At 64.4% G+C, this 23,869-nt stretch carries 18 protein-coding genes; 12 read left to right on the top strand and 6 right to left on the bottom strand.

The window, feature by feature from the left end; all coding sequences use genetic code 11:
- Positions 1-581 precede the first annotated feature (581 nt).
- The 3 genes from JQ574_RS24715 (at position 582) to JQ574_RS24705 (ending at position 3,489) form a co-directional block, all read left to right on the top strand.
- On the top strand, positions 582-1,394 hold the full coding sequence (locus tag JQ574_RS24715) for a UDP-2,3-diacylglucosamine diphosphatase (RefSeq protein WP_192737752.1): 813 nt from the start codon (positions 582-584) through the stop codon (positions 1,392-1,394).
- Complete coding sequence (locus JQ574_RS24710) at positions 1,391-2,446, top strand: glycosyltransferase family 1 protein (protein ID WP_212383970.1); 1,056 nt, start codon at positions 1,391-1,393, stop codon at positions 2,444-2,446. The genes JQ574_RS24715 and JQ574_RS24710 overlap by 4 nt, the downstream gene beginning before the upstream one ends.
- A gap of 71 nt (positions 2,447-2,517) precedes the next feature.
- The gene (locus JQ574_RS24705) at positions 2,518-3,489 is read left to right on the top strand and encodes a threonine/serine dehydratase (RefSeq protein ID WP_409363557.1); all 972 of its coding nucleotides are present in this window, start codon (positions 2,518-2,520) and stop codon (positions 3,487-3,489) included.
- Between the two features lie 33 nt (positions 3,490-3,522).
- Here JQ574_RS24705 and JQ574_RS24700 read toward each other — a convergent pair whose 3' ends face one another.
- Together JQ574_RS24700 and JQ574_RS24695 are read right to left on the bottom strand one after the other, a co-directional pair.
- Positions 3,523-5,061 carry a caspase family protein gene (locus JQ574_RS24700; protein ID WP_212383968.1) on the bottom strand — a complete coding sequence of 513 codons (1,539 nt, stop codon included), beginning with the start codon at positions 5,059-5,061 and terminating at the stop codon, positions 3,523-3,525.
- A 115-nt stretch (positions 5,062-5,176) separates the two neighbouring features.
- Entirely contained in the window at positions 5,177-6,466 is a 1,290-nt protein-coding gene (locus JQ574_RS24695; RefSeq protein ID WP_212214311.1) for a hypothetical protein, read from the bottom strand.
- A 76-nt stretch (positions 6,467-6,542) separates the two neighbouring features.
- On the opposite strand from JQ574_RS24695, the gene JQ574_RS24690 reads away from it, so the two are divergent.
- Entirely contained in the window at positions 6,543-7,745 is a 1,203-nt protein-coding gene (locus tag JQ574_RS24690) for an MFS transporter (RefSeq protein ID WP_212214309.1), read from the top strand.
- A 29-nt stretch (positions 7,746-7,774) separates the two neighbouring features.
- Here the strand turns inward: JQ574_RS24690 and dgcA are convergent, their stop codons facing one another.
- Positions 7,775-8,782, bottom strand: coding sequence for an N-acetyl-D-Glu racemase DgcA (dgcA, locus tag JQ574_RS24685; RefSeq protein ID WP_212214306.1), 1,008 nt, complete (start codon positions 8,780-8,782; stop codon positions 7,775-7,777).
- Positions 8,783-8,923: 141 nt separating this feature from the next.
- Here dgcA and JQ574_RS24680 point away from each other — a divergent pair, with 141 nt between their 5' ends.
- From JQ574_RS24680 to JQ574_RS24665, 4 genes are all read left to right on the top strand, one after another.
- Positions 8,924-10,057, top strand: a complete 1,134-nt coding sequence (locus tag JQ574_RS24680; RefSeq protein ID WP_212214304.1) for an ABC transporter permease — start codon at positions 8,924-8,926, stop codon at positions 10,055-10,057.
- Between the two features lie 2 nt (positions 10,058-10,059).
- Entirely contained in the window at positions 10,060-10,830 is a 771-nt protein-coding gene (locus JQ574_RS24675) for an ABC transporter ATP-binding protein (protein ID WP_212214302.1), read from the top strand.
- A gap of 114 nt (positions 10,831-10,944) precedes the next feature.
- Positions 10,945-11,853: an MlaD family protein gene (locus tag JQ574_RS24670; protein ID WP_212214300.1), complete on the top strand. Its 909-nt coding sequence runs from the start codon at positions 10,945-10,947 to the stop codon at positions 11,851-11,853.
- Between the two features lie 180 nt (positions 11,854-12,033).
- Entirely contained in the window at positions 12,034-12,177 is a 144-nt protein-coding gene (locus JQ574_RS24665) for a hypothetical protein (protein WP_212274776.1), read from the top strand.
- 191 nt (positions 12,178-12,368) lie between these two features.
- On the opposite strand, the gene JQ574_RS24660 is transcribed toward JQ574_RS24665, so the two are convergent.
- On the bottom strand, positions 12,369-18,386 hold the full coding sequence (locus JQ574_RS24660; RefSeq protein ID WP_212383967.1) for a negative regulator of septation ring formation: 6,018 nt from the start codon (positions 18,384-18,386) through the stop codon (positions 12,369-12,371).
- A gap of 385 nt (positions 18,387-18,771) precedes the next feature.
- On the opposite strand from JQ574_RS24660, the gene JQ574_RS24655 reads away from it, so the two are divergent.
- Together JQ574_RS24655 and JQ574_RS24650 are read left to right on the top strand one after the other, a co-directional pair.
- Positions 18,772-19,149 carry an Hpt domain-containing protein gene (locus JQ574_RS24655; protein WP_212214294.1) on the top strand — a complete coding sequence of 126 codons (378 nt, stop codon included), beginning with the start codon at positions 18,772-18,774 and terminating at the stop codon, positions 19,147-19,149.
- Positions 19,150-19,290: 141 nt separating this feature from the next.
- A complete protein-coding gene (locus JQ574_RS24650) occupies positions 19,291-19,611 on the top strand; it encodes a 2Fe-2S iron-sulfur cluster-binding protein (protein ID WP_192737738.1) in 321 nt (106 codons plus the stop codon).
- A gap of 26 nt (positions 19,612-19,637) precedes the next feature.
- Here the strand turns inward: JQ574_RS24650 and JQ574_RS24645 are convergent, their stop codons facing one another.
- Together JQ574_RS24645 and JQ574_RS24640 are read right to left on the bottom strand one after the other, a co-directional pair.
- Positions 19,638-20,744, bottom strand: a complete 1,107-nt coding sequence (locus tag JQ574_RS24645; protein ID WP_212296605.1) for a S9 family peptidase — start codon at positions 20,742-20,744, stop codon at positions 19,638-19,640.
- Complete coding sequence (locus JQ574_RS24640; protein ID WP_212296606.1) at positions 20,744-21,199, bottom strand: thioesterase family protein; 456 nt, start codon at positions 21,197-21,199, stop codon at positions 20,744-20,746. The genes JQ574_RS24645 and JQ574_RS24640 overlap by 1 nt, the downstream gene beginning before the upstream one ends.
- Positions 21,200-21,378: 179 nt before the next feature.
- Here JQ574_RS24640 and JQ574_RS24635 point away from each other — a divergent pair, with 179 nt between their 5' ends.
- Both JQ574_RS24635 and urtA read left to right on the top strand, forming a co-directional pair.
- Entirely contained in the window at positions 21,379-22,407 is a 1,029-nt protein-coding gene (locus tag JQ574_RS24635; protein ID WP_212214284.1) for an NAD(P)/FAD-dependent oxidoreductase, read from the top strand.
- Between the two features lie 150 nt (positions 22,408-22,557).
- Positions 22,558-23,799 carry an urea ABC transporter substrate-binding protein gene (urtA, locus tag JQ574_RS24630; RefSeq protein ID WP_212214319.1) on the top strand — a complete coding sequence of 414 codons (1,242 nt, stop codon included), beginning with the start codon at positions 22,558-22,560 and terminating at the stop codon, positions 23,797-23,799.
- Positions 23,800-23,869: the final 70 nt, after the last annotated feature.

Below are 23,869 nucleotides of genomic sequence, written 5' to 3'. Positions count from 1 at the left end.
GAGTCAACCAAGAACTCGTCTCCGGGGAGATCACGGCATAAGCCGTAAAGCCGTTGCGCAGGGAAGGCCGGGTGTTCACCGCTGCCCTGTATGCTCGTGTGCAGCCTACTTAGTGCAAACCGCACACGGGACCGCGGGTGCAGCGCGCACCCGGTCTTCCCTGCGCCCTCTCTTTGGAGGGCAAGGAGTTTTGGCAGAGCTCGGGCGTAATGCGCCGCGAGAACGCGAAACTGCGTTTTTGATGATGGTCGCACAACAAACACCGCCGTCGTCCCGGCCTTGAGCCGGGACCCATAACCACAGGAAGAAGTTTTGCGAACGGTCTCTGCTTCTGAGACTTCATCGAGAGATCACGCGGTATGGGTCCCCCGATGCGCAATTGCGCATCTGAGCTCAAGGCCGGGACGACGATGCGATACCCGCAGTGCGGGTGAACTCCGTAAAATCCACGTGGCGCTACGTCGTTTCCCTGTCGCATCGCGCTGCTATCCGCTTTGCAGGGGCGCGTCATCGATTCGCGTGGGGCTATCAGTCGCGTCGGTTGTCATCGCTCCGTCACAGGAACCTGTTAGGTGCACGGCATGGGTAGTGACTCCTCGAGTGAAGAGAGCCCGGAGCGGCGCTTTCGCACTTTGTTTATCTCCGACGTCCATCTCGGAGCCCGCGGCTCGCAAGCCGACCGGTTGCTGGACTTCCTCAAAAGCCACGACGCCGACACCATTTATCTCGTCGGCGATATCGTTGACGGCTGGGCGCTGAAGTCCAACTGGTACTGGCCGCAATCGCATAACGACTTCGTGCAGAAAATGCTGCGCAAGGCGCGCAAGGGCGCCAAGGTCGTTTACGTGCCGGGCAATCACGACGAGTTCCTGCGCAACTATTACGGCACCCATTTCGGCGGCATCGACGTGGTGGAAAACACCATTCATGAGGGCGCCGACGGCAAGCGCTATCTCGTCATCCACGGCGACATCTTCGATCTCGTGGTGCAGAACGCGCGCTGGCTCGCCCATCTCGGCGACAAGGCCTATGATTTCGCCATTCAGATGAATCGCCTGGTCAACTTCTTCCGGCGCATGTTCGGCGTTCCCTATTGGTCGCTGTCGCAATGGGCGAAGCTGAAGGTCAAGAACGCGGTGAATTATATCGGCGCGTTCGAAAAGACCCTGGCCGGCGAAGCGCGGCGTCACGGCGCCGATGGTGTGATCTGCGGCCATATCCACTACGCCACGATCCGCGACGAGCACGGTATCCGCTATATGAACTGCGGCGACTGGGTCGAAAGCTGCACCGCGCTGGTCGAGCACGAGGACGGCCGGTTCGAAATCATCACCTGGGCCGATCCGCAGCGCCGGCTGGCGCCGGTTCCCCGCGTCGCGGCGCGCGCGGCATGACGCATATCCTGGTCGCGACCGATGCGTGGCATCCCCAGGTCAACGGGGTGGTGCGGACGCTGACCATGATGGCGGAAGCCGCCGAGGGCTTCGGCGTCGATGTCAGCTTCCTGACGCCACAATCGTTTCGCACCTTTGCGATGCCGAGCTATCCGGATTTGCAGCTCGCGCTGCCTTACCCGGCGAAGATCGCGGCGCTGATCGAAGCGGCCAGGCCCGACAGCATTCACATCGCGACCGAAGGCCCGATCGGGTTATTGGTTCGTCGTTATTGCCGCAAGCACGGGCTGCCGTTCACCACGAGCTTCCACACGCGCTTTCCGGAATACGTCTCGGCGCGCTCGCCGATCCCGGAAAGTTGGGTCTGGCGCGCGCTGCGCTGGTTTCACTGGCCGAGCCAGGCGGTGATGGCGGCAACGCCGGCGCTTGCAGCTGAATTGCGCCAGCGCGGATTTCGCAATGTGGTGCTGTGGTCGCGTGGCGTCGACACCTCGCTGTTTCATCCGCGCACCGCAGACCTCTGTCTGCCGCAGCCGGTGTTCCTCAGTGTCGGCCGCGTCGCGGTCGAAAAGAATCTCGAGGCGTTCCTCGACCTCGATCTGCCCGGCACCAAGCTTGTTGTCGGCGATGGGCCGGCCCGCGTGGCGCTGGAGCGGAAATATCCGGACGCGGTGTTCCTGGGCGCCCGGCACGGCGAGGAACTGGCGGAGATTTACGCGGCCGCCGACATCTTCGTGTTCCCCAGCAAGACCGACACCTTTGGCCTGGTGCTGCTGGAAGCGCTCGCCAGCGGCGTGCCGGTTGCCGCTTTTCCGGTCACCGGTCCCCGCGATGTGATCGGTGCGGCGCCGGTCGGCGTGCTGAGCGACGATTTGCGCGCCGCCTGCCTCGATGCGCTGCAGATATCGCCGCAGGCCTGTGTGGAGTTTGCCGCCGCCCACACCTGGCAGGCCTCGGCGCGGGTTTTTGTCGACCACGCCCTCAATGTCCGGGCCCCGGGCTCCGAAGGCGAGGTGGTCGAGTTTGTGGAAGACCCGCATTTCGCCGCCTGACTTCACCGGATTGCGTCTTGCCGGCCTGTCCACGGACGCGATACAAAGCGGTCATGACGGATCAGGCCTCGATGGCACCGATTGGAGCCGCAGATATCGATGCGGCGGCGCGGGTGGTTGCGCCCTTTGCGGTGCGAACGCCGCTGCTGTCGTTCCCGGTTCTCAACGAACGCGTCGGAACCAAGGTCTTTCTCAAGCCGGAAATGCTGCAGCGGACCGGTTCTTTCAAGTTCCGCGGCGCCTTCAACAAGCTCGCCTCGATCCCGCAGGCCGAACGCGGCGGCGGTGTGGTCGCGTTCTCGTCCGGCAACCACGCCCAGGGCGTGGCGGCGGCGGCGCAGATACTCAACATGCAGGCGACCATCGTGATGCCCAAGGACTCGCCGCTGACCAAGCGCGAGCGCACCAAGGGCTATGGCGCCGAGGTCGTGCTCTATGACCGCGACAAGGAAGATCGCGAGGCGATCTCCAAGGAGATCGCGAGCAAGCGCGGTGCAACCCTGGTGCGTCCCTATGACGATCCCTTCGTGATCGCGGGGCAGGGCACCGCGGGCCGCGAGATCGCGGAGGATATGACTGCGCTTGGCCTGACGCCCGACATCGTGGTGGCGCCGGCTTCCGGCGGCGGGCTGATCGCGGGCGTTGCCACCGCCATCAAGTCGCGCTTCCCGTCAGCCACCCTGATCGTGGCTGAACCCGATGGCTACGACGATCATGGCCTCTCGCTGCGCGCCGGGCACCGCGAAGCCCATCACGCCCACGGCCGTACGATTTGCGATGCACTGATGGCCGCGATTCCCGGCGAGATGACGTTCTCGATCAACAGCAAGCTGCTGGCGCAAGGCGTCACGGCGACCGATGCGGAAGTCGGTGCGGCCGTCGCCTATGCCTACCGGGAACTGAAGCTGGTGGTCGAACCCGGCGGCGCCGTCGGCCTCGCCGCGTTGCTGGCCGGCCGGATCGATGTGCGCGGCAAGAACGTCGTCATCGTTCTCTCCGGCGGCAATGTCGACGCCGACCTGTTCGCCAAGCTGGTCGCCTGATTGGGTGCGACCGGACGCCGCAGGTCACGCGGCTCAGCGCCTGAACCCTCCGCCGCCAAACGAACGGCCACCGCCAAACGAACCGCCGCCGCCGAATGAGCGGCCACCACCAAACGAATGCCGCGAGTGAGCAAACGAGCTTCGCGAATGGTTCGCGGCGAAGCGGTGGCTGGAATGGCTGTGCATGCCGCCGCCCATCCTGCGCGGTCCGCGGTCGTGGAATCGGCTCTTGCCATGCATGTGATTGGCATGGGCGTGGGCGTTCATCCTGGACGAGGTGTGGGTGAACCTGCCCGGCCTGTGGCCGTTCATCGAGGCGGACGCATTCATTCCCTTTGCCGATGAGGCCAGCGATGGGGCCCGATGGCTGTGCGAAAAGCCGTGTCCATGATGGCCCGAATGCTTCGACAGGCGGTTGAAGTGCATCAGCGGAACGTGTCTCGGCTGTGCTTGCAGCCTCAATGCGGTGCGCGCATACGGACTATCGGGGAAGCGGTCGCGGAACGACCTGTAGCCGCCAGATGTGTTCGTGAGCACGGCCCTGTGCCATGCATATGACTGCCGGTAGTTGCCCAGCAGCACGCGGACGCGATCGGACAGCGGGTCGGACGGATACAGCTGAATGAATTCCTCATAATGTTCGGGCGAACCTTCCGACAGGACGTAATCATAGGCCTGACGCACCGAACGCGAAGGCAGGTTCGACGCCATCTGGACCACCGGGCCGCGATCGGGGGAGCGGGTTGCCGCGACAGCCGTATCGCCGAAGAAATAGAAGTCGTTGGTCAGCGACGAGCTTTCCCACGGCGTCTGCCGGCCGCCGGTGGCGTTGTTCACTTCGAGACGAACGCGCTTGAATAATTGCTCGATCGGCAGATTGGGCTGCCGCGCGATGTTCAGGAATGCCGACGTATAGGGGCTGTGATTGCCATCGCCATCATGGGCGACCATGCCCGGCGCCGTCGAATACCCGACGATCGAGCCGGCCGGCGCATCGACCATCGCAAGGCCGCGCCCGGAATCGTCGACGTCGGGAAAGGGATTGTTGCGGCAGGCGTCGAGCACGACGATCCGCATCCGGCTCGTGATGGTTTCCAGCGTCCCCATCAGGTCGACCAGACGCAGCGAATTGCTGTCGAGATCCGACAGCTTGGAAATTCTCGCGTCGATCGGCAGCAGGTAATTCTCGCCCTCGAGCTGCACGCCGTGCCCGGCATAGTAAATCATGGCGACGGCATTGGGTCCGCGATCGGCAACCCGGTCAATGAAACCTTCCACCGCCTTGATCATGTCGCTGCGCGTCAGATCGGTCGCCGTGATGACTTCAAAGCCCGCCGTGTTGAGGAGCTGCGCCACCGATCGCGCATCGTTGCTCGGATTGGCGAGCCGCGGCGCGACCTGGTAGTTCGCGTTGCCGATCACGAGCGCGACCCGCTGCTCGGCCGGCAGCGATCGAACGCCGTCGCTGATGGCAGCGTTCACCGCCTCTGCAGAAGCGGTGCTGGTGTGCGCCAAGCTCAGCAGGCTGCCCAACAGACCGGCGCAAAGCGCCAATGATTTGAACCCTGGCATGGGTGTCCTCCATCCAATCTCAAGGCGAGATGTCCGGCGGACAGGCTAGTTTGGGGTGTGGGTGCTGTACGTGACCTCGGTCACTGTTCGATTTCGGGAGCCGGGGAGGTCGGCTTCACGAGAAGAACGCGATCTTCTCGGCCTGGCTCATGCGCCGGATCGGGGCCAGCGGATCATTGGCCGCAACAGGTCTGCGCACGATGCCGCTGGCGATGATCGACGAGCCGAGCGAGACTTCCAGCGCCGGTTCCGGCATGGCTTGGGCAACCGGCTGAGGCGGTGGTTGAACCGGCGGCGCGACCGGTGCGGACATCATTGGCTCGGGCAATGCAGCGACGATCTCGGGCGGGGTCGGAAGCGGCTCGACAATCTGAGCCTCCTCAACAACCGGCTCCGCAAACCGGGTTTCCTCAACCATCGGCATTGCGATGTGGGCTTGCTCGATCTCCGGTTCGGCGAACTCATCGTCGTCGATGGGATCGGGCGCGCCCATCTCCATCGCGATCATGTCGAGGACTGCCTCGTCGTGGGCGTCGGCAGCCTCGGCGGTGAGTTCAATTCCGGCCGTCTCGGCGGTTTCCGCTTCCTCCAGCGCAGCGTCGGCCTGGGAGACCACAGCTTCGGCGATCACAACTTCAGCGGCGACGGCTTCGGCGGCCGGAGCTACGGCGTCGGTCGAAAAGGCACTGGTTGCAGCCTGAGTTTGCGAGGCGGGCGATTCCTCGATCATCTCGGCGACCGCCGGGGACTCATCCTGCGCCACGGGGGCGGGCGTCTCTTCATCACTGAATTCTGCGATCCGTCCGGCAAGCGAGGCGAACGCGGCCTCCAGCGCCGCTTTGGCCTCGTCGGAGGAGATTTGCTCGGCGCCCTTCTCGATGACCTGAACCTGCGAATCGATCAGGTCGCAGATTCGGCTGTCATTGCCGATTTCCCGCAACCGCCAGGCAATCTCGCGAATCACCCGCGCGCCTTTGCGCACCGGCGCCAGCTTCTCGTTCAGCGCCAGTCCGTCGATCGCCCCCATCGCCGAGGTCTGCGCCGCCTCCAGCGCCCCGCGAATCGCAATCAAGGCCTCAACTAACTTGGCCTCGGCGAGGCTATTGTCCGCGACGGCGTCCGCCGCCGCTCGCTGTGCGTTGGCAGCTTCGCGCTGTGCGTTCGCAGCCTCCCGCTGGATGGCAAGGCTCTCTTCCTTCTGCGCGGCCAGGCTTTGCTCGATCCGCGCCACCGCGTCGAGCACCATGCTGGTGTCGGCGTTGCGGTTGCGCTTAGCATATTCGCCGAGAAACCAGCGGCCGCGCGAAGTCTCCATGAAGGCTTCGCTGATCGCAGCATAGTCTTCCTCACCCGGCAGCGCGGCGCGTGCTGAGATCGGCGAAAGGGCGAATGCTTCGTCGGCCATGCTAAACTCTTCGCGCAAATCACCGCGCGTTGCGATAACGAAACAACACGATATCGGGCGAATCGCAATTGAATTGATGCCAAGCGAATCACAAATCCCCATCGCATCTCAAGGCGCATCGAAGCGATTCGCGGCGCGGCTGGCGCTGTTCTACGGCGCGACGTTCGGGACGATGGGCACCCATCTGCCGTTTTTCACGCTGTGGCTGAAGTCGGTCGGCATCGACGCCTTCTGGATCGGAATCATTTCCGCGGTTCCTGCGGTGACGCGATTTACCGTGCTGCCGTTCGTGACCGGCGCCGCGGGGCGGCGCTATTCGCTGCGCGCGGTCCTGATCGTCACCGCGACCGCCACCGCGCTCGGCTTTGCGGTGATCGGCACGCAATATCTGCCGCTCGCGGTGCTGCTCGCTTATGCCGTGACCTGCTGCCTGTGGACCCCGATGGTGCCGCTGACGGACGCCTATGCGCTCGGCGGGGTGGCGCGCTATGGCCTGAATTACGGACCGCTGAGGCTGTGGGGTTCTGCAGCCTTCGTGGTGGGCGCATTGATCTGCGGCCTGCTGGTCGATTTCATTGCAGCTAGCCAGCTGATCTGGGTCATTGCGGCGGTAGCGGCGCTCGGCGCCGTCGCGAGCCTCGGGCTGCAGCCGCTGGACCGGCCAAAACCGCAGGCGACCGCGGTGCTTGGCGCGAGCGCCTTGCTGCGCGATCCCGGTTTCCTCGCCATCATCGTCGCGGCCGCGCTGATCCAGGGCAGTCACGCCGCCTACTACGCCTTTGCTTCCATCACCTGGCAGGCGTCCGGCCTGGACGGTCTGACCATCGCCGGCCTGTGGGTGTTGGGTGTGCTCGCCGAGATCGTGGTGTTCGCGCTCTCGCCGCGTTTCACGCTGGCCCCGGCGCTGCTGGTGGTGATCGGCGCGCTCAGCGCGGTGGCGCGCTGGCTAATCACCGCGCAGGAGCCGTCAGTCGTGGTGTTGTCCCTGGTGCAGCTCGCGCATGGCCTGACCTATGGATTGACGCAGGTCGGCGTCATGGGACTGCTGGTGCGTCACGTGCCCGGCCATGTGATGGCGCGGGGGCAGGGCTATCTTGCGGCCTGCGGCGGCATCGTCAGCGGCACGGCGTCGGTGGTGTCGGGACTGGTCTATGCGGGCTATGGGCAGCGGGTCTATTACGTGATGGCGGCGATGGCACTGCTGGCCGCGATCGTGATGTGGCTGGCGCGGCACCGGCTGACAGCGTTTTCAAGCGAAGTGGGCACCGGTTCGCGCTAGAAAACGCGTCAAAAATAGAATCTACCGCATCAGCCCCAGAGCGCGGCTTCCGGCGGATAAACCAGACTGCCTTCGTAGCGCAGCCCGTCGTCGCGGTCGTGCGCCAGCAACAACGGGCCGTCGAGATCGACGAAGCGGGCGTGTTGCGCCAGCAGCATTGCAGGGGCCATCGCGAGCGAGGTGGCAACCATGCAGCCGATCATGATTTCGAAGCCGAGTGCGTGCGCGGCATCCGCCATATCAAGCGCTTCTGTCAGTCCGCCTGTTTTGTCGAGCTTGATGTTGACGGCGTCATAGCGTTCGCGAAGACCCCTGAGCGAGGCGCGGTCGTGCACGCTTTCGTCGGCGCAGACCGCGACCGGCCGCCTGATGCGCGCCAGCGCACCATCATTGGCGGCGGCAAGCGGTTGCTCGACCAGCGTCACGCCGAGTTCGGCGCAGGCATTGAGGTTCCGTTCGAGATTGTCCGAGGTCCAGGCCTCGTTGGCGTCCACGATCAACTCGGATTCGGGGGCGGCCTTGCGGACGGCAGCGATCCGCCGCTCGTCGCCGTCGCCGCCGAGCTTGATCTTGAGCAGCGGGCGGCGCGCCGCCTTTGCGGTCGCTGCCGCCATCGCCTGCGGCGTTCCGAGCGAAATCGTGTAGGCGGTGGTGCAGGCTCGCGGCGCCGGCCGGCCGAGCAGGGTCCAGACGCGCTGGCCCCTGCTTTTGGCCTCGAGGTCCAACAGCGCGCAATCCAGCGCGTTCCGGGCGGCGCCTGCTGGCATCGCGGCCTGCAGGGCCGTTCGGTCCAATCCCTTGGACAGCGGTTCCTGCATCGCCTGAAGGGCAGCCAGGGTCGCTTCCACCGTTTCGCCATAGCGGGGATAGGGAACGCACTCGCCGCGCCCGGTATGGCCGCCATGGCTGACTTCGGCGACGACGGTAACCGCTTCCGTCTTGGCCCCCCGGCTGATGGTGAAGGCGCCGGCGATCGGCCAGCGCTCGATACGGGCAACAAGCTGTCGGGCAAATTCCTGGGATCGGCCGGAAGTCATTTTAAAATCTGGCAATTTCTGAACCGTGAGCTTGCCCCCCGCTACCAACTATGGCTGGTTAGGGACAGATTCTACAAGGCAGTGCGGCGTGCCGGACCATACCTATTGCATGACTAGCGAGCCAACCGGGGGGAGGGCATCGTGAGCGGCGATCCGACACTGGAGCGGATAGCCCAAGGCAACGGGCTTGCGCTGTGCGCTGCCGGTTCGTGGACGGCCCGCTTTGCCCCGGTGCTCGAGAAAATGGTGGCCGACGCCGAGAAGCTTCGCGGCAGCCGCGCGAACATCTTCATCGACGTCTCACAGGTGTCGAAACTCGATACGTTCGGCGCCTGGCTGATCGAACGGCTGCGCCGCAGCCTGACCGATGGCGGCATCGAGGCCAAGATCGCCGGCCTGTCGGCGAATTATTCCAGCCTCGTCGACGAGGTGCGCCGGGTCAAAGCCGAGCCTGTCGTCCAGGCCCGTTCGGTGACGATCACGGGCATGCTGGAGCAGATCGGCCGCAGCGTCGCCGGCGTCGGCGGCACCCTGGTCGGGTTGATCGAGATGCTCGGCGCGGTGCTGGCGGCGGCCGGCCATGTCCTGATTCGTCCCCGCGGTTTCCGCCTGACCTCCACCGTGCATCATCTGGAACAGGTGTGCTGGCGCGCGGTGCCGATCGTGGTGCTGATCACGTTCTTGATCGGCTGCATCATCGCGCAGCAGGGCATTTTCCATTTCCGTCAGTTCGGTGCCGATATTTTCGTGGTCGACATGCTCGGCGTGCTGGTGCTGCGCGAGATCGGCGTGCTGCTGGTGGCGATCATGGTGGCGGGGCGTTCGGGCTCGGCCTACACCGCCGAACTCGGCTCGATGAAAATGCGCGAGGAGATCGACGCGCTGCGCACCATGGGTTTCGATCCGATCGAGGTCCTGATCCTGCCGCGCATGCTGGCGCTGGTCATGGCGTTGCCGATTTTGGCTTTCCTCGGCGCGATGGCAGCACTCTATGGCGGCGGTCTCGTGGCGTATCTCTATGGCGGCGTCGAACCGGAAGCCTTCCTGCTGCGGCTGCGCGACGCCATCTCGATCAATCATTTCATCGTCGGGCTCATCAAGGCGCCGGTCATGGCCGCGGTGATCGGCATCGTGGCCTGTGTCGAGGGGCTTGCGGTGCAGGGCAGCGCCGAATCGCTCGGACAACACACCACGTCGTCGGTGGTGAAGGGAATTTTCCTGGTCATCGTCATGGATGGCGTGTTCGCCATCTTCTTCGCATCGATCGGAATGTGACCATGGTGGGCGAGATTTCCGACGCCATCATCCGGGTCCGCGACATCACGGTGCAGTTCGGCAAGACGCGGATTCTCGACGGGCTCAATCTCGACGTGAAGCGCGGCGAGATCCTGGGCTTTGTCGGCCCGTCGGGCGCGGGCAAATCCGTGCTGACGCGCACCATCATCGGCCTCGTTCCCAAGGTCGCCGGCCGCATCGAAGTGTTCGGCGTCGATCTCGACAAGGCCTCTACGACCGAGCGGCGCGGGGTCGAACGGCGCTGGGGCGTGCTGTTCCAGCAAGGCGCGCTGTTCTCCTCGCTTACCGTGCGGCAGAACATCCAGTTCCCGGTGCGCGAATATCTCAACCTCTCGCAGCGCCTGCTCGATGAGGTCATGGTGGCCAAGCTCGGCATGGTGGGCCTGAAGCCCGAAGTCGCCGACAGGTTTCCGTCCGAGCTTTCCGGCGGCATGATCAAGCGCGTGGCGCTGGCGCGCGCGCTCGCGCTCGATCCGGAACTGGTGTTCCTGGACGAGCCGACCTCGGGCCTCGACCCGATCGGCGCCGGCGATTTCGACGAACTGGTCCGCACCCTGCAGCGTACTTTGGGGCTGACCGTTTTCATGGTAACCCACGACCTCGACAGCCTTTACACGGCTTGCGACCGTATCGCCGTTTTAGGGAACGGTAAGATCATTGCAGCAGGATCAATTGCCGACATGCAGGCCTCGCAGCATCCATGGCTGCAGCAATATTTTCACGGCAAACGCGCCCGCGCTGTGATGGGCTAGAGCGTTTTCGAGCGAAGCGGGTACCGGTTCGCGTGAAGAAAACGCGTCAAAAGGATAAAGTCGGGCGCCTGGTTCTGATCAGAACCGAGCCCCAGTACCGGAGTAGTTTGAGTTATGGAAACGCGGGCGAACTACGTCCTGATCGGAGCCTTCACCCTGGCGGTGATCGCGGCGGCGTTCGGATTCGTACTCTGGTTCCAGAGTCTGCACACCACCAAGGCGCGCAGTCCGCTGCGGGTGATTTTCGAAGGCCCGGCGACCGGCTTGCGCAATGGCGGCAGCGTCAATTTTAACGGTATCCGGGTAGGCGAAGTTGTCCGCGTGAAGCTGGACAACCCGCGTCGCGTCGTCGCATTGGCGATGGTCGAGAACAACGCCCCGATCCGCAAGGACACCCTGGTCGGCCTCGAATTCCAGGGACTGACCGGCGTGGCTGCGATCTCGCTCAAGGGCGGCGAGGAGGGTGCGCCACCCGTGCCGCTGGACGAGGACGGCGTTCCGGTTTTGACCGCCGATCCGGCCGCGCTGCAGGACGTCACGGAGTCGATCCGCGCCACCTTGCAAAACGTCAACCGGATCGTCGCCGACAACCAGGAGTCAGTGAAGAACTCGCTGCGGAACCTCGAGACCTTTACGGGAGCGCTCGCGCGCAACTCCGAGAAGATCGACAACGTCATGCTCAAGGTCGACGGCGTCATGCTCAAGGCCGACAATCTCATGCTCGGCCTCAACACCATCGCGGGCGGTGCCAACGGCGGCGAGTTGAACCTGATGGTGAAGTCGATCCGCGAACTGGCTGACGATCTCGACAAGCGCACGGGCGCGCTGATTTCCGATGGCCGCCGTACGCTCGCCGACATCAGCCGCGCGGTGAACAATTTCGACCGCAATCCGAGCCGGGTGATTTTCGGCGGCAGCAACAACGCCGCGCCGGCGCCGGAAGCCGCGCCGCCACCAGCCAGGCCGGCCGCGCCCAGACCGCCCGCTGCGGCTGCAGCGCCGAGCGGGCAGAAGCGGCAGTAATTGTAGATCGCTATTCGCTGTGAACTCCGTCACTGCGAGCGAAGCGAAGCAATCAGTCGCGAGTTGATGATCATTGGAATTCAACCTGGATGATCTAAATTAATCAGCATGGCTAGGAACCTGAATCAGCCGCCTCGAAGCCAGCGACGCCTCGCCGCTGCAAGCGCCGTCAAGGGCAACTTGACCGGTGAAGCCCTGATCGCGGCGCTGCAGGCGTCGCCGCTTCGCGAGATCGATATCGAGCCAATGCGGACGCCGATGCCGGTGCGCCGCCCGGATCGGCCCTTGCCCGCCGCCGCGCCGAGCAGACAGAAGCGGCAATAGGTATCGGCAAATAGGGAATGTTGAGTAGCAGCGAGAAATCGCCGCGAGAGCCGTCATTGCGAGCGAAGCGAAGCAATCCATCTTGCGCGTCGGAAGAATGGATTGCGTCGTCGCTGCGCTCCTCGCAAGACGCAAAACAAAACGGAGGCCGTGAGGCCTCCGTTTTTATTTCGTAAGCTTCAACCCGAACCTTATCCCAGCCGTCCCGCCGCATGTGCGAGCAGGGTGTAGACGAGGCCGGTCTCCGAGGTCAGGTGGCCGCGCAGCGCCTGCGGACCGCGATCCTCCCGGGCAACTTCGTCGAGCAAGCGTTCGAACTCGGCGATGTAGCGGTCGACCGTCTGCTTGAAGGTACGGTCGGCGCGGTATTTGCGGGCGACCTCATCGAAAGCCTTCTGGCCGGCGGGCGTGTAGAGCCGTTTGGTGAAAGCCTTGCTCTCGCCGCGCTGATAGCGATCCCACATCTCGGCCGCGAGATTGCGATCCATCAGCCGGCCGATGTCGAGCGACAGCGATTCCAGCGGATTGGCCGGGCTTTGCTGCGCGCGCGGGCGGGGAGCCTCGCGACCGCTCGGACCACCGGCGTCGGTACGGCTGAGCAGGTCCGACAGCCAGCCGTCGCGACCGCCATCCTGGTTGCTCGCCGGGCTGACCGGCGGCGCTTCGGTGCGGCGCGTCGCCGGCATGCCGAGATCCGGCGGCGGCAGGTTCGACGCGCTGCCGGTGTCGCGCATGCGCACGTCATTGCGGGCGCCGCCAGCGGCTGCTGCCATCACGGGTTCTTCCTGGCGTTGCACGCTGGCGCGGCTCGTCGTCATGACGTCAAGGCCGCGGCCGTGATGGGCGACGATCCGGTTGAGTTCGGCCAGCGCCTCGATCTGGTCGACGATCACCTTGCGCATCTGCGCGGTGTTGTCGGCGGCCTCCTGCGGCATTTCGAGCACGCCGCGGCGCAGTTCGTTGCGGGTCGCCTCGAGCTCGTGATGCATCTCGGAGGCCATCTGCTTCATGGCCACCACCATGGCGCCGAACTTCTCGGTCGACTGCTTGAACATCGCGTCCGTTTCGGCGTTGCTCTGCTGGTACAGTTCGTTCATGGCGTCGATGGTCTGGTGCCGCTCGTTTTCGGCTGCGACACGGACCGCTTCGAACTGACGGCTGATCGCGGCAGAACCGGCGCCGGCGGTTTCCGCCACCACGCGGGCGATGTCGCGGGCACGTTCCTCGGCGGCGGCAAGCGATTCATCCAGTAAGCCGGTGAAGCGCGACAGCCGCTGATCGAGGTCGGTGGTGCGCAGATCGATGGTGGTCACCAGCGATTCAAGTTGCGATTTGCGTTCGGCGACAGACGTCGTGGTGGTGCGGTTGGCGTGTTCGACCGCCGTGGCGGCATCGACCAGCGCCTTGCCATGGATTTCGAACTCGCTCGACAGCGAGCCGAGATCCTCCAATGCCTTCGAGGTCTTGGTGTTGAAGGTGGTGAGCTGGTCTTCCAGCGTCTGGGTCGCAACGCCGTTGCGCGAGGTGACGTCGTTCATGGCGGACACGAAGTCGGCCACGCGGGTCACCAAGGCGCGCTCCAGCGAGTTGAGGTTGTCATGAGCGCCGGTCAGCACTTCCTGCAGCAGGATGTTGCCTTCACGCAGCCGCTCGAACAGCGCGACGGTGTCGGTGCGCAGGATCTTGCTGGTCTCCTGCATTTCGGTGACGGCCGCGATCGAAACCTGACGCGACTGGTCGATGGCCGAACGCGACGACTGCTCGAGATCCTTCAGCGACTTGGCCACCGCGCCGGTTGCCATATCGCCCGCGGAGGTGATCGTGCGGGCGACTTCCGAGCCATGGGTCGCCATCGATTGCGAGAACGCCTGGCCCCTTGTCTCGATCGACTTCAGCGAGTCGGCGGTGACGCGGTCGAGCTCGGTCGTGAGCTGGGTGGTCTTGGCGCTGAGCGCCTCGACCAGCGAACCACGGCGGCTGTCCACGATCTGCGCCAGACGATCGGTCTGCTGCTGAACGTAGGTCACGATTTCGTCGGTCTTGCCGGTCATCGTCGAGCCGAAATTGCTGCTGGCCGACAGCACCGAGCGTTCGATGTCGGCCGAGGTCGTCTTGACCTTGGAGCTGACTTCGTTCGACGCGGCGACGAGTGCACTCTGTGCATTCTGCGCGCTGGCCTGGATCGCGTTCTGCGCGGTCTGCGCCGTGGTCTGGATGTTGTCGGTGGTGGCGGCGGTGACCGCTGCGAGCGAACGCTCGATGTCGCTGGCGATTGCCTTGATCTGGCTTGCGGCGTCGGCCGAGGTCGCGGCGAACGAGCTCTGCGCTTCGCGCGCGGTGCCGAGGATCGCGGCGGCGGTGCCGGCGCCGACCGCGCTCAGCGTGCGTTCGACATCGATGGCCAGCGACTTGACGTGGTCGGCGGCTTCCGTCGACGCGGTAGTGAGCGCGTTCTGCGCTTCACGGGCGCCCGATGTGATCGACTCGGCGGTGGCATTGCCTGCCATCGAGAGCGAACGTTGCATGTCGGCTGCCAGCGACGCGACCTTGGTCGCGACATCCGTTGATGCGGTGAGGAGGGCGTTCTGGGCTTCGCGTGCACCCGATGTGATGGCCTCGGCAGTGGCGGTGCCGGCCGCAGACAGCGAACGCTCGACGTCGGCCGTGAGCGACTTGACCTGGCTGGTTGCATCCGTGGAAACGGTGACGAGGGTGTTCTGGGCTTCGCGTGCTCCTGATGTGATGGCCTCGGCGGTGGCGGTACCGGCGGCCGAGAGCGAGCGTTCGACGTCGGCAGCGAGCGACTTGACGTGGTTGGCCGCATCCGCGGACGCGTTAATGAGGGTGTTCTGGGCGTCGCGGGCACCGGCGGTAATCGATTCCGCGGTGGCGGTGCCGGCGATCGACAGCGAGCGCTGCACGTCGGCGGCGAGCGACTTGACCTGGTTCGCCGCATCCGTGGACGCGTTGACCAGCGTGCTCTGCGCCTCGCGGGCGCCGGCGGTAATCGATTCGGCGGTGGCGGTGCCGGCGATCGACAGCGAGCGCTGCACATCGGCGGCCAGCGACTTGACCTGGTTGGTGGCCTCCGTGGAGGCCGCGATCAAGGTGTTCTGGGCTTCGCGGGCGCCGGTCGTGACGGCTTCGGCAGTGGCGGATCCGGCGGCCGACAGGGCACGTTCGACGTCGGCTGCGAGCGACTTGACCTGGCTTGCCGCGTCCGCGGACGCCGTAACCAGCGTGGTCTGGGCCTCGCGGGCGCCGGAGAGTACCGACGCAGCGGTGGCGTTGCCGGCGGCCGAGAGCGTGCGCTCGACGTCGTCGGCCAGCAATTTGATCTGGGACGCCGCTTCGCTGGAAGCCGAGACCAGCGAGGTCTGGGCCTCGCGGGCGCTGGTGAGGATCGAGTTCGCGGCACCGGTGCCGACGGCGGTGAGGGAGCTTTCGACCTCGGCCGATGTCAGCCTCAGCTGGGCGCCGACATCGGACGAAACCGTGAGCAGCGCCTGCTGCGCGGTGCGCGCGCCGGTCTGGATGGTTTCAGAGGTGTTGACCACGAGGTTGGTGAGCGAGCGCTCGGCGTCCTCGACGTGCGACCTGATGCCCGAGGACAACAGCTCGGCGCGCGCCATGAGGTCGTCGCTGGCCTGACGGCCGCTGCTCTCGATACGGCCGGCCACAGCTTCGACGCGCGAGCCGAGCAGATCCTCGAACTGGGCGACGCGCATGTCGATGTCGGTGGCGACGGCGCCGACCCGGGTTTCGATACCCTGGTGGATATCCTGGAACCGCGCCGCGATGGTGTCGATCAGGTAGGCGCTGCGGCCGTCGATGGTCTGGGTCACGCTGGTGATGCGCTGGTCCACGGCTTCGACTGCCTGTGCGGTGCCAACCGTCAGCGACGTGGTGACGTTGGTGAGGCGCTGGTCGATGGCTTCGACGGCCTGCGCGGTGCCTGTTGTCAGCGACGTGGTGACGTTGCCGAGGCGCAGGTCGATGGCTTCGACCGCTTGCGCGGTGCCAACGGTCAGCGACGTGGTGACGTTGCCGAGGCGCTGGTCGATGGCTTCGACCGCTTGCGCAGCGCCGACGGTCAGCGACGTGGTGACGTTGGTGAGGCGCTGGTCGATAGCTTCGACGGCTTGCGCGGCGCCAACCGTCAGCGACGTCGTCAGGTTGGTGAGGCGGGAGTCGATCGACTGGATGGCCTGCGTGGTGCCTCCGGTCAGCGACGAGGTGAGTTCGGTGAGACGCGAGTCGATCGAGTGGATTGCCTGCGCGGCACCATCGGTCAACGAGCTCGCCAGCGAGCCCAGGCGATCATCGATCGTCTCGGTGACGGACCTGGCGCGGGTGTCGAAGGTCTGCTCCAGCGCTTTCAGGCGGCCGTCGACGGTCTCGTCGAACGACCGGATCTTGGTGTCGAGCGAGTTGTCGAGGTGGTTGACGCGCGTGCTCAGCGTGGTTTCGAACTGCAGCAGGCGCTGATCGAGCGAGGCGGTGATCTCGCCGCTGTTGGAGATCAGGCGGGTGTCGAAAGTGTCGACATAGTTCTTCAGGCTCTCGGCGATGTCCTGCGTCCGCTGGCCCATGCGGTCGACGATCTCGCCGCCGAAGGTTTTGACGGTGCGGTCGAATTCGGAGATGTGACGGGTGATCAGGGCGCCGAGCGTGCCTGAGTCGCGGGCGAATTTCTCGACCAGTTCGCTGCCCTGGTTCTTCACCAGTTCGTCGAACGCGCTCATCTGCAGCGAGAGGCTGTCATGCGCGGTCTCGGTCTGGCTGACGACCTTGGCGACCAGCGAGTTCACGGTCACGTCGAGCGCGTCGCTGGCCTTGTCGCCGGAGGTCATGATGCGGGTCGCCAGGCGGTTGCCGGCCTCGTCGATCTTGCTGACGAGATCGCCGCTGCGCAGCTCGAGCTCGAGCAGCAGCGAGTCGCTGGAATTCTTCAGGGAGTCGTGGACCTGTTCGGTGCGGTCGGAAATGCCGTCGACGATGGTCGAGGAACGCTGCTCGAACTCGCCGGTGATGCGGTCGATGCGTTCATTCAGCATCTCGTGGACGCGATCGGCCAGATCGACGAACTCGTCATGGACGTGGCCGGTCTTGAAGTTGAGGCTGGTGGTCAGCCGTTCCGAGGCGTCGAGCACGGCGCGCGTGGTCTCGGCGCTGGCTTCCTCGAGGCGGTCGAGCAGGTCGCCGCCGCGCTCGCCGAGCGCGAGGATCATGTTGTCGCCGGCATGGCTCAAGGCGGTGGTGATGTGGGCGCCGCGTTCTTCCAGCGCGCCGGTGATGCTTTTCGCGACTTCGTCGACGCGCGAGGCGATCGCGTCCGAGATCAGCGCGATGTCGTGGCGCAGGTCGATCTGCACGCCGGAAATGGCGCTGCGAACCTGCTCGGCCTGGCCGACCAGATTGTCGCGCTGATGGGCGATGTCCTGCAGCAACGCGCGGATGCGCACTTCGTTGTCGGAATAGGCACGCTCCAGCGCCGCGACTTCGTTGGCCACCAGCGTTTCCAGTTCGCCGGCGCGCGCGATCGCGCGTTCGACGCCGTCGCCCATGGCAGCTACTTCGCGGCGGATCGCCTGGCCGACCGTCACCATCGAGTCGGAGGCGGCACCTTCGGGCTCGGAGAAGCGGATCGCGACCTGCGCCATCGATTGCGCGATCATCCGCATTTCCTGGCCGCGCCAGGCAAGGCTGGCGAGGAAATAGAACAGCAGCACCGGCGCAAAGAACAGCGCGGCAAGGCCGCCCAGCACCAGCACGCCGCCGCTCTGTCCCATTGCGGCCTGCAGCGAAGGCAGGAACGCGGCGGTCAGCAGTGCGCAGCCGACGATCCAGACGCCGGCGAACACAGTGGCAAGCGTATAGACGCCGCGGGCAGGACGGCCCTTCTGGATTGCCTGGAGAATTTGTCCGATGGTTTCTCGGTCGTCGTTGGCGGCGCGACGCGGGGCGCGCGGCTCTTCGATCGGATCGAAGACCTGGCGGTCGACGCCAGACCGCGTATCAACGCGCGTATCGAACGGGGTTTCGGAATAGGCCGGGGGCGTGGACGAAATGCTTGATGGCGAAAGGTCGTTGTTGCCGATCGAATTGCGATTGGGATCGACAGTGGTGTCACTGATGTTCAGCGCTTCCTGAATGGCGGAAAGCGCGACTTCGGTGGGATCTTTGACCTTCTTGGGATTGTTCGCCATGTTCAGTCGAGCCCTCTTACTTTTTACGCGTCCAGCTGGTCTTGCAAACGCCCCCGCAAGCCCAAGCCGGATCTTTGCCCCCACACGGACGCAGCCGCGCCCCGTCGGCGGCTTGTCCGCTACATCCGCAAACATCCTATTGGTTGAGTGATGCGAATGAAATGGCCGCGATTAAGACTTTCTTAATCATCGTTAACAGCTTTGTGGCTTAAGGCCTTACGGATACTCGAAATTCCCGTGGGAGACCGTCCTTTGCGGCAAGTCCTCGGCGAAAAGTAGGCAAAGTTGCGGCAATTCCGGTGAACGTTCCATTAACCAGTTTCGTGATTGGGTGGCCAAAACGGCCCTGCCTGGATCGGTCCGGCGGGGAGATGTGGGTCAGGCCATGCCGCTTCACCTTGAACGGATACAATGGATGCCATCGCCGCCGCTCGCTCCCGATGACGGTCCGATCGATTTCGAACACCTTAAGCGCATGACGCTTGACGATGCCGGCCTCGAACAGGAGGTGCTGGCGATGTTCGCGGCCCAGTCGGCCAAGCTGATGGCCATGCTTGCCACCGTGCCGGCAGATGCCGATGCGCTGGCCCATACGCTGAAGGGCTCGGCCCGCGCGATCGGCGCCTTCGGTGTGGCGGAAACCGCCGCCCGGCTGGAGGCGGTTCTTGCCGATGGCGCCGATCCGTCCCGCCTTGTTGCCGAACTCGACGAGGCCATTGCGCGGGCGCGGGCGGCGATCGAGGCGATTCTGCGCCGGTCCTGACGCGGGCCTGCGTCTGACGCCCGCCAAAACCCCGCCAAATTAGCCCCTTAGGTTTTCGTTCCGACCGCTGGCGCTGTGCGGATCGACCCGTTATAGGACTGCCGGGGACCCTCCTACCGTATACCGGCAGCACGAGCGATCATGGCCAAAATCCACTTTGTCGACCATTCCGGCGAAAAACGAACCATTGAAGTCGAAAACGGCGCGACCGTGATGGAAGCCGCGATCCGCAACGCCATTCCGGGCATCGAAGCCGAATGCGGCGGGGCCTGCGCCTGCGCGACCTGCCACGTCTATGTCGAGGAAGAATGGCGCGAGAAGGTCGGCTCGCCCACGCCGATGGAAGAGGACATGCTGGATTTCGGCTTCGACGTACGGCCGAATTCGCGCCTGTCGTGCCAGATCAAGGTCTCCGACGAACTCGACGGCCTCGTGGTCTCCACGCCGGAACGGCAGGCGTAGAACCTCGTCCGGCTCCGCCGGATGGTTCAGCGCGCCCCGGCGCGCTCCCTTTCGACCAGTCCCTCATCGACCGCATAAACCGCGCAGTCGGCGGCAGCCTTTGCGCATGCGGCAAGGGCCGCGTCCTGCGCCGCGACGGCGGACCGCTGCCCGGCACGGTAGCCAAAGCCGCCGGTCGGGGACACCGCAAATGCCTTGTGAGGGCTCGCGGACAAATAATCTGCAAAGGCTGAGCGGCCTTTTTCACCCAAGCGGGGCGGCGGCGAAAGCGCTGCCGGAAGCGGTGCTGCGGCCAGTTCCCGCGTTCCCAGGTTCTGCTCGTGCAGGAAGCGATCGACCATCGGGGTCCATAGCGCAATGCCCCTCGAGAACAGCGTGTGGCCGTCGTCGCGGAACGCAGGGGCGTCGATCAATTCGGCGCGGCCACCGGCGCCGGTGAACGCCGCGTGCATCCGGTGCGCGAGGTCGGGGCGAAAGAACTTGTCGTTCTCCGCATAGATCCACAGCGTCGGAATTCGCGACGTCCGGCCGAGCGCCGCAAATGCCCGCACCAGTGCCGCCTCGTCGCAGACATCGTCATCGGCACGTGAACCGCGCCCGCCGGCGAAGCTGATCGCGGCGACGAGTCCGGGCGGCGCAGTGGCGGCGAGCGCGATGCTGGCAAAGCCGCCCGCCGAGGAGCCGACCGCGATCATGCCGCTTATGGAAACGTCGGTGCGGTCCTGCATGGCGCGGATCGCGGCGGCCAAATCTTCGGCAGACGCCCGGGCCGATCGCAAATAATCACGATTGGCGCAGCGACCGTTGCTCTCGGCATATCGGCCGCCGGACTCGCCATAGCCTCGCCGCATCACGACCAGCGCTGCGAAACCGCGCCGCGCGAATTCGATCGCCTGCCGGTACATGCCATACGGCGACATGTCGGCTCGCGCGGTGTGATCGCGCGGTGCGCCGTGGCTGATCAGCGCCAGTGGATAGCGTCCGCTGCCCGAGGGCCGCACCAGCATTGCCTCAAGGCCCACCGTTTCCGCAGCCGCCATCGGAATGCGCAAATCCTCGCGATGGTATCCATCGGCCGCGGCGGGCTTTATCGTCGCGGAGACGATCAACACCGCCAGCAGCGCGGCGCGCATTATCGTCCGTCCATTCCGCGCCGCAGCCAGCGCTGGAAGTTTCCGATGATCTCCTCGGTCAGCGGTGTCGGCTTTCGTGTCGCCTCATTGAGCAGCACCGATATCGATTGCGCCGAGGCGACGCATGTGCCTTCGGAGAACACCACCTGATCGAAGGTCACGGAGGTGCGGCCGAATTTCACGACCCCGAGCCCCATCTCGATGGTGCCCGGCCAGCGCAGCTCGGCGCGAAAATGGATGTCGAGCCGGACCATGATCCAGCTGACGCCGTCCGGCATCAGCCCATAGCTGCGGTCCTTCATCAGCGTGACGCGGCCGGTTTCGAAATAGGTCGCATAGACCGCGTTGTTGACGTGCTGGTTGGGGTCGAGGTCGGCGAAACGCACATTGTCGGTCAGCCGGTAGGGGAAATCCTCCAGGCGCGGCGTTGAATCGAGGCGGGCAGGGGCGTTCACGGGGCGGTCTCCGAACGTTTCACGTTGTTACAGCCCAGTTATCCTGCTCCGGCAAGGGGTTGAGGCGAAGGCCACCTGCCATATTATGGCTTTCCTGTTCCACCGGCGTTGGCTAGACAGACGCTGCCCCAGAAGCGCCGCCCAGGCCATCGGCGCGGTCCAACCGAAAAGAAGCTGAGATGAGCGAAGCGATCAAAACCGATGTGCTGATTATTGGTGCAGGTCCTTGCGGACTGTTCGCCGTGTTCGAATTGGGCCTCCTCGATATGAAGACGCATCTGGTCGACATCCTCGACAAGATCGGCGGCCAGTGCGCCGAGCTCTATCCGGAAAAACCGATCTACGACATTCCCGGCATTCCCTTTGTCACCGGCCAGGGCCTCACCGACGCGCTGCTGGAGCAGATCAAGCCGTTCAATCCGACCTTTCACCTCAACGAGATGGTGGAGACGATCGAGAAGATCGGCGATCCTCTCTTTCGCGTCACCACCGACGCCGGCCAGGTGTTCGAATGCAAGGTGGTCGTGATCTCCGCGGGCGGCGGCTCGTTCCAGCCCAAGCGCCCGCCGGTGCCGGGCATCGAGGCCTATGAGGGCACCTCGGTGTTCTACGCGGTGCGCAAGATGGAGCAGTTCCGCGACAAGAATATCCTGATTGTCGGCGGCGGCGATTCCGCACTCGACTGGACGCTCAATCTGCACCCCATTGCCAAGCACGTGACGCTGCTGCATCGGCGCGATGATTTCCGCGCCGCTCCACACAGCGTCGAACAGATGCGTGCACTGGTGGCTTCCGGAAAAATGGACCTGAAGATCGGTCAGGTCACCTCGCTTGAAGGCGAGGGCGGCAAGCTCTCGGGCGCCATGATGAAAGGCAACGACAACGCGGTCTCGAAGGTCGAGTGCGATACCATGCTGCCGTTCTTCGGGCTGACCATGAAGCTCGGACCGGTTGCGAACTGGGGCGTTGCGCTCGAGAACAATCTGGTGCCGGTCGAAACCGCCGCCTTCGAAACCAATGTGTCAGGCATATTTGCGATCGGCGACATCAATACCTATCCGGGCAAGCTGAAGCTGATCCTGAGCGGATTCCACGAGGGCGCGCTGATGGCGCAGAAGGCGCATCGCTACGTCTATCCGGACAAGCGCCTCGTCTTCCAGTACACGACCTCGTCATCGAGCCTGCAGAAGAAGCTCGGCGTCAACTGACAGCCGGCGCATCTAACGAAAGTATTTGACTGAGAGTTCGACTGACGTTCTTTTACAGCAGCGCCCCCTGAGCTGTCCCATTCGGAGAGCACCGTGAAACGTTGGTCGAACCGAGTGAGGCGGTGCGCGGTCATCTTGTTTTTGTGCTTCCTGCTGCCGGCGGGTAGCGCCGTCGGTAGCGAGAGTTCGGACGACACCATCAAGGTCGGCGTCCTGCATTCGCTCTCCGGCACCATGGCCATCAGTGAAACCACGCTGAAGGACACCGTCCTCTTCCTGGTCGACGAGCAGAACAAGAAGGGCGGCTTACTCGGCAGGAAGCTCGAGGCGGTCGTGGTCGACCCGGCGTCGAACTGGCCGCTGTTCGCGGAAAAGGCCCGCGAGCTGATCACCAAGAACAAGGTCGCCGTCGTATTCGGCTGCTGGACCTCGGTGTCGCGCAAGTCGGTGCTCCCGGTGTTCAAGGAGCTGAACTCGATCCTGTTCTACCCCGTGCAGTACGAGGGAGAAGAGAGCGAGCGCAACGTGTTCTACACCGGGGCGGCGCCGAACCAGCAGGCGATCCCCGCGGTCGACTATCTGATGAAGCACGAGAAGGTGCAGCGCTGGGTGCTGGCCGGCACCGACTACGTCTATCCGCGCACCACCAACAGGATCCTCGAAGCCTACTTGAAGTCGAAAGGCGTTGCGCAGGAAGATATCATGATCAATTACACGCCGTTCGGTCATTCGAACTGGCGGACGATCGTGGCCGACATCAAGAAGTTCGGCTCGGCCGGCAAGAAGACCGCCGTCGTTTCCACCATCAACGGCGACGCCAACGTTCCCTTCTACAAGGAACTCGGCAACCAGGGCATCAAGGCGAGCGACATTCCGGTTGTCGCGTTCTCGGTCGGCGAAGAAGAACTCGCCGGCATCGACACCAGGCCACTGCTCGGTCATCTGGCCGCCTGGAACTACTTCCAGTCGATCAAGGATCCGGCCAACGAGAAGTTCATCAAGGCCTGGCAGGCCTATACCAAGAATCCGAAGCGCGACACCAACGATCCGATGGAAGCCACCTATATCGGCTTCAACATGTGGGTGAAGGCGGTTGAGAAGGTGAAGTCGACCGATCCGGACAAGGTGATCGACGCGCTGCCGGGCATCGAAACTCCAAATCTGACCGGCGGCATCGCGAAGATGCTTCCGAACCATCACATCACCAAGCCGGTGTTCATTGGTGAAGTCAAAATCAATGGTCAGTTCGACGTGGTGTGGAAGGCCCCGGGCTTGGTGGCCGGCGATGCGTGGTCGAACGAACTCGAGGGCTCCAGGGACCTGATCGGCGACTGGGTTGGCAGGAAGTGCGGCAACTACAACACCAAGACCAACAAGTGCGGAGGCCATTGAAGCCGGTTTGCGTATCGAGCCGGTTCCTGGCTCTTGCTGGCGATGATTCCAACGAAAATATGACCGAATG

The organism is Bradyrhizobium sp. AUGA SZCCT0158 (assembly GCF_018130065.1).
Classification (GTDB): domain Bacteria; phylum Pseudomonadota; class Alphaproteobacteria; order Rhizobiales; family Xanthobacteraceae; genus Bradyrhizobium.
This window is presented reverse-complemented; position numbering and strand designations above follow the sequence as displayed.